Origin of the sequence: Alicyclobacillus tolerans, assembly GCF_900142255.1 — a bacterium.
GTDB lineage: Bacteria > Bacillota > Bacilli > Alicyclobacillales > Alicyclobacillaceae > Alicyclobacillus_I > Alicyclobacillus_I tolerans.
In genome coordinates, this window is record NZ_FRAF01000045.1 from 1 (window position 1) to 5,263 (window position 5,263).

5 protein-coding genes are annotated in these 5,263 nt (G+C 50.8%); 2 read left to right on the forward strand and 3 right to left on the reverse strand.

Annotation, left to right across the window (positions count from 1 at the left end):
- Nucleotides 1–730 precede the first annotated feature (730 nt).
- Both BUA75_RS15030 and BUA75_RS15035 read left to right on the forward strand, forming a co-directional pair.
- Complete coding sequence (locus BUA75_RS15030; protein WP_083574419.1) at nucleotides 731–1,201, forward strand: hypothetical protein; 471 nt, start codon at nucleotides 731–733, stop codon at nucleotides 1,199–1,201.
- The gene (locus tag BUA75_RS15035) at nucleotides 1,201–1,650 is read left to right on the forward strand and encodes a hypothetical protein (protein ID WP_072875403.1); all 450 of its coding nucleotides are present in this window, start codon (nucleotides 1,201–1,203) and stop codon (nucleotides 1,648–1,650) included. The genes BUA75_RS15030 and BUA75_RS15035 overlap by 1 nt, the downstream gene beginning before the upstream one ends.
- Nucleotides 1,651–1,669: 19 nt before the next feature.
- Here the strand turns inward: BUA75_RS15035 and BUA75_RS15040 are convergent, their stop codons facing one another.
- The 3 genes from BUA75_RS15040 to BUA75_RS15050 form a co-directional block, all read right to left on the reverse strand.
- Nucleotides 1,670–1,942, reverse strand: a complete 273-nt coding sequence (locus BUA75_RS15040) for a hypothetical protein (RefSeq protein WP_072875405.1) — start codon at nucleotides 1,940–1,942, stop codon at nucleotides 1,670–1,672.
- Between the two features lie 53 nt (nucleotides 1,943–1,995).
- Nucleotides 1,996–4,389, reverse strand: coding sequence for an ATP-binding protein (locus BUA75_RS15045; protein WP_072875407.1), 2,394 nt, complete (start codon nucleotides 4,387–4,389; stop codon nucleotides 1,996–1,998).
- A gap of 318 nt (nucleotides 4,390–4,707) precedes the next feature.
- Nucleotides 4,708–4,932 (reverse strand): helix-turn-helix domain-containing protein, encoded by a 225-nt coding sequence (locus BUA75_RS15050; protein ID WP_072875409.1) that lies wholly within the window; start codon nucleotides 4,930–4,932, stop codon nucleotides 4,708–4,710.
- Between the last annotated feature and the right edge of the window lie 331 nt (nucleotides 4,933–5,263).

A 5,263-nucleotide genomic window follows, 5' to 3' on the forward strand; every position in this document is an offset into this window, starting at 1 on the left:
AAAAATATATAGTGATTACCGTTCTCTTCCCTTGTCCTGCAAGGGATCGAGGTTAATTTCCAGCAGTGCGGTAATCACTCGACGATCATAGGGTGTTTTTAAAAGAAAAATCGAAATCAAAGTCAAAAAAGGTCAAAATTTAAGTTAAATCAAATTCATTTAAGTCGAGATGTCGAAAACGATCTCAAAAATCAATTTTTGAATCGACGATCTACATACCCTGATCGTCGAGTGATTACCGAAGCGAAAAAAATGCCCGTAAAGCCAAGTGGCACAAGGGCTGAGAACGGTAATCACCAACTTTTTCGAGTGATTACCGCACTTGAAAAATGCTGAAAAATCAAGGGTTTTGAAAAGTGCTGGTGATTACCGAAAATCGCATTGAGTGATTACCGAATTCGAATTTAATGATTACCGGAGTGCAAAAATATTCCTAGGAACACCACAAAAAACAGAAAAAGGTTAGTGATATCTATCCATTCAAGTTAAATGATTGCTAACATTAGCCAAACTAAAACAGTAAATGAAGTCTATCAAATACCAGAAGCCAACCTATACATGCAGAATCAACCATCTATAAAACTAAAAAATCACGATATTCCGTCTATTTAAACTGGTAAATTCCCCCGATTCGAACGTTTTACGGCTGCATATACAGGGAGGGGGTATGTGTGATGGCCAAGCCTTCATTTGCCCTGCCTTCTTTCCTCGATAGAGAGGATGGATGTTCATGAGAAACAGGCGTTTCTGGCGATATCGCGTTGGCTATACCGCGCTGGCTTCCTTGTATACGGAACTCATCAACACAACCCTAGGTGTTGTGGTGTTGGGACTGATGCTGACCGTGGGTGCAGCGCTCATGGTTCGTCAGGAACTTTTGAATGCGGCTTTTTCCGCAGCGCAGATTGCGGCCGAAACGCAGAACATCGGGGAAGCGCAAGCGGCGGCGGAGGATACGCTGATTGCGGAAGGGCTGCCTGCAACGGTAAATGGAGAAACGCTGTTTCAGTTGAGCGACGTGGCCGTGACCACAGGCAATAGTGCACCGGTTGCGGGGGTGGAGATGACGTATCAGTTTCCTCTTCCATTTCCTAGACTGGAGGATGTCTTTGGAAACCCGAATCCCCTGCCTGCCACCTGGACGCTATCGGTGCAGGCTGCGTATGTCAATCAAACGTATTACGGCGGAGGTGGGGCGTAGTGTTCAGCCGTGTATACTACGGTCTCATCGTGGTGACGCTGGGCGGGATTCTGGTGTGGCTGCTGTTGTTTGTGGAGGGGGAGAATCTGGCGTATGAAGCGTTACAGCATGCGACAGCCGCGGCGGCCTGGAGTGCCCAACAGACCATCAGCAACGATCCTGAAGGCGTGGCCGAGATGAAAGGTTACAGTTTAGGGTCTTTGCAGACAGGTGCGGCAACAGAGGCGGCTTTATCGGCGTTTCAGGCAGAAACTTCTGCCATGAATCTTTCCGGCGCGGGGTTGTCTCAGATCACGCTGAATGTCCAGGTGCAAAGCGGTATCGCCGAAGTGACGGTGACCGCGAATTACACGAGTCCGATGATTCCGAAAACCATTCAGAGTGCTTTGAACCCGGAGAATCATGTGCTCGGTTCCTTCCCGATGACAGTGTACGTGAATGGGAATTGAAGTGGCCGCAGGTTGAGGTTCATTGACCTGCGGCTTCATGTCCTGTCTGGCTGGTGAGTACATAGAGTTCGGAGGGGGAGAAGGTCTCTCTGTAGTCATCAAATTTCACGACAACAAAGCGGGGGAATACCGCTTCGATGGTGCCGTATCGATAACCGTCAGGCCGCTTCTTACTGGCAAGGCCGGGTACGCGAACCGCCTGACCCACGTGCCACTGGATGCCTGGTGCAAAAAATTCTGTGTACGTCCTTTCCAGGGCAACTCTGCGTTGTTGCTGTTCCTGGTTGAGCATGTCTCCATCGCCTCGCTTCTTTGTTTCTTATCTGGAAGGAGTCTAAGGCGTGGTCAGAGCAAATCGTCGGCGGTGAGTTCTCTCGATGTTTGGCGGGAGGTTTGAGCCAGGGAAGGCCCGTTTTCATCCCATGTGCCGTTTCGCAGATACGCATTCATACGTTGCTTGACTTCTTCCACGGACCAAGGGGCGAGTTCCCGTTGTTTTTGCCATCCAAACGCCCTCAGTTCGGCCAATCTGGCCTCTTGCTCCGTAGAATTGGGGTTCTCGATGAACCCTGTATCCGGCCACGGAGCACGAGAGAGTCTGGGAAAATCTCCTTTTGTTTCGATAGAGAGACTCAGACTTCGGTTGTAGACGGCGGTGACAAGTTTGGGCAATTGGGTCAGGTACTCGGACGAAAACGTGTTGCGGGAGATAAGGGCGGCCACTTTGGCGCCGTCCGGTCCCTGTTGATTGGAAAGCACCGTGCCGATGTTGTCGATGATGTCATCGAGCAGTTCGCCAGAGAATTGTTGGACGGATTGAGTAATGAGACCTAACGCCAGTCCGAATTTGCGCGTCTCCCGGATGATGTTGCGCATAGCGCTCACCTGGACCCGGTGGCATTCGTCCACCGCAAGCAGATGGAGTCTGGAGACGTTTGGCGTGCGCTGGAGCGCCACCTGATAGTAGCGTTCGATGAGCGTGCCCATGATTAAATCCATCAGCGTGTGACCGAGGGGTTTGACGTCAATGAGAACGATGTGCCCCTCTTCCATCCACTTTTGTATCGGTAAGGCGAAATCCGGTTGAGCAAAGTAGAGTGCCGGATACCCGGAAACAAACGGTCGGAGCCGTCGCTCTACTGGTGCGATGTGAGCGGGTTTGACCGTTTGTTCGAACGTTTGTTCCCAATATTGACGCAGGATGGGATCGTCGATTTTGCGGGCAACCTGTCTTCTCCAGCTCTCGTTTTTGAGGAGAGGGATCATCCCGGCCAAAACGTGTCGGTCTTCGGGTACGCTTTGCAGAGCCGCGATGGACTTGTCGAGGATTTCATCCAGGCTGGCTCCCCCGCCATACTGTTTTTGCATGAGTTCCAACATGGCGTCGGTGCTGAGGACTTGTAAAAAGTTCATGGGCACGGGTGCATCCTGATTGCCGAAGCTGATGTAGTGTACTTTTTCCCAGAGAGGGCTGTCAGAGGGCAACAGTTGCTGCAGGCGCGAGAGGAGGATGAGTACCGTTTCTTCCGCCGGATCGATAAAGGTCAGTCCGGGTGCGCCGGGTTTTTCGTTCACGAAGTCTTCGAGCAGACTTTGCATCATGAAGACCAGTGTGGAAGATTTGCCACTGCCTGTCGCACCTGTAAGAACAAAATGTTCGGAGAGCGCCTTGTAGGTGAGATGCACCAACCGCCCCGATTGCGTGGGGTGCTGGAGATAACCGATACGAAGCCCCTCATTCAACTCGTCGGGAGACAGTGTTCGTGCTGCGCTACGGATAGAGAGGACTTGATCGCTTTGCGGTACATGAACAAATTGAGCCAACTCGTGCGCGGTGAGATAAAACGGCTTTTTCCCTTGCACAAAGGCGTTGTGGCCAGCAATCGTACGAATTTTGGCGAGAAGCGTCGGGATCATGACAGGCTTATCAGCTGCGGACACAAGGAAAAACAGGCGTACCTGAAACCAGTCGCGAGACCTGGCCAGACGTTCTTCCAAGCCTGCAACGACCTTTTTTTCATGAGGCAAGAGGGCAGGTTTGGGAACGGTAGGACGCCCAGATGCGGTTGCGCTGCGTTGACCACTGCGTCCTGTGGATCGTTGCCAGTCAGAGAGCGCTTCTTCCTTGAGATCGTTCCAAAACGAACCGACAGGTGATGGTGAGGAGGAGGCAGGTGTTCTCTTTTCCAGGTGTTTTCGAGCGATGCGCTCAGCATCTTTTTCAAAGACCGGTGAAAATTGGACACGAATGCCTGTGCCTTTGGGCAGATTCGCCATCCAGTCCTCTGTGATGTGCACATAGTCCAAAATAGGCAAGTCAGGCGACTCCAGCGTGATGGAGAGAGCTTCGTGGGATTCAAACTCTTTCAGCCATTCTTTCTCATCGTCCAACCACTCCAGTTGAGAGGGGAGTGTGGCTTCTACGCCGCGCAAGCGATCCAAAGGTGCGGATAGGGCGGTAAACGCGGTGCCATCCTGTTGGCGATAAACCGTCCAGGTGAAGGTGGTGTTTCCCTTGACTTGTTGATCGTTCCAAGTGCGTACAAACATGGATAATCCCTGAAGCCACTTCGTGATTTGCGACGCATCCTGCACATAGGACTCCCGAGGGACGATAAGTTTCACGGGATCGGTTGTTGCAACCGATGCAGAGGAGCGAAATCGTTCCGCACGTGCACCCCAAACACCAAGACCGCCCAGTACCAGGAGAACGGAGATGTCAACGGGAATCGACGACATGAGCAAGCCCCTTTCCAGTGTTTGTGAAGAAAGGGGTATGGGGCTTCATTTATGAACAGTAAAGGAATTTGATGCTTTCAGGAAGCAGGGGTTGCAGTGGCTTCCTGCATTGCCGATTTCGAGCCAGCATCCGCTAAAACCGTGCTGATTTTGCCAGAAGTGTCATATTCATGAGAAAAGAGCGTGATTCAGACACCTATGGCGAAGAACGGACTCCTCCTCCACGTCAACTTCATGAATCTGGAGCCTCCTGTGACGTACGTGGAAACCTGTTTTTCGCATGAGCGACATTGGTGTCTGAGAAACGCTCTTTCCTCACTACAAGCCAAGATCCCAAAAATCTGTTGTATCCACTCCGTACTCCCTCAACACCGGCCGTAATTTCCGCTCGGTTAAACGAGAAGGTCTTTGACTAGGATGACCTGCCAGCTTGCTCAACGTCGTATGATGAATACCACTCTTTCTAGACAACTCCATCAAGGATATACCGTTTCTCTCCAACCATAGACCAAACCGACTTCTTGGCGGATGAAATTTGCGCATAGTGTTTCTATCACCTCTGCCATCATCCTTTCCCTTCTGCAAATTGTGTAAACGTGCTCATCTTGGACAAACCGTCTTGCATATTCTGGAATACTGGCAGAGGGGATGACGGTACGTGGAAAATGTTGTAGGATAGATACGAACATATGTTCGTAATATTTGTCACATTTCTTCGTGCTTCGTCGTCATTTTCATACCCGCCTTGCTGATAGAGAAAGAAGGTTCCTTATGAATTCCCAAGTGTACTGGCCCATCGTGGATCAGATTCTGATGCAATCATCACCGATACTGCACGACGAAGATGGTCTTCAGAGTTTGCGATTGGCCGTTT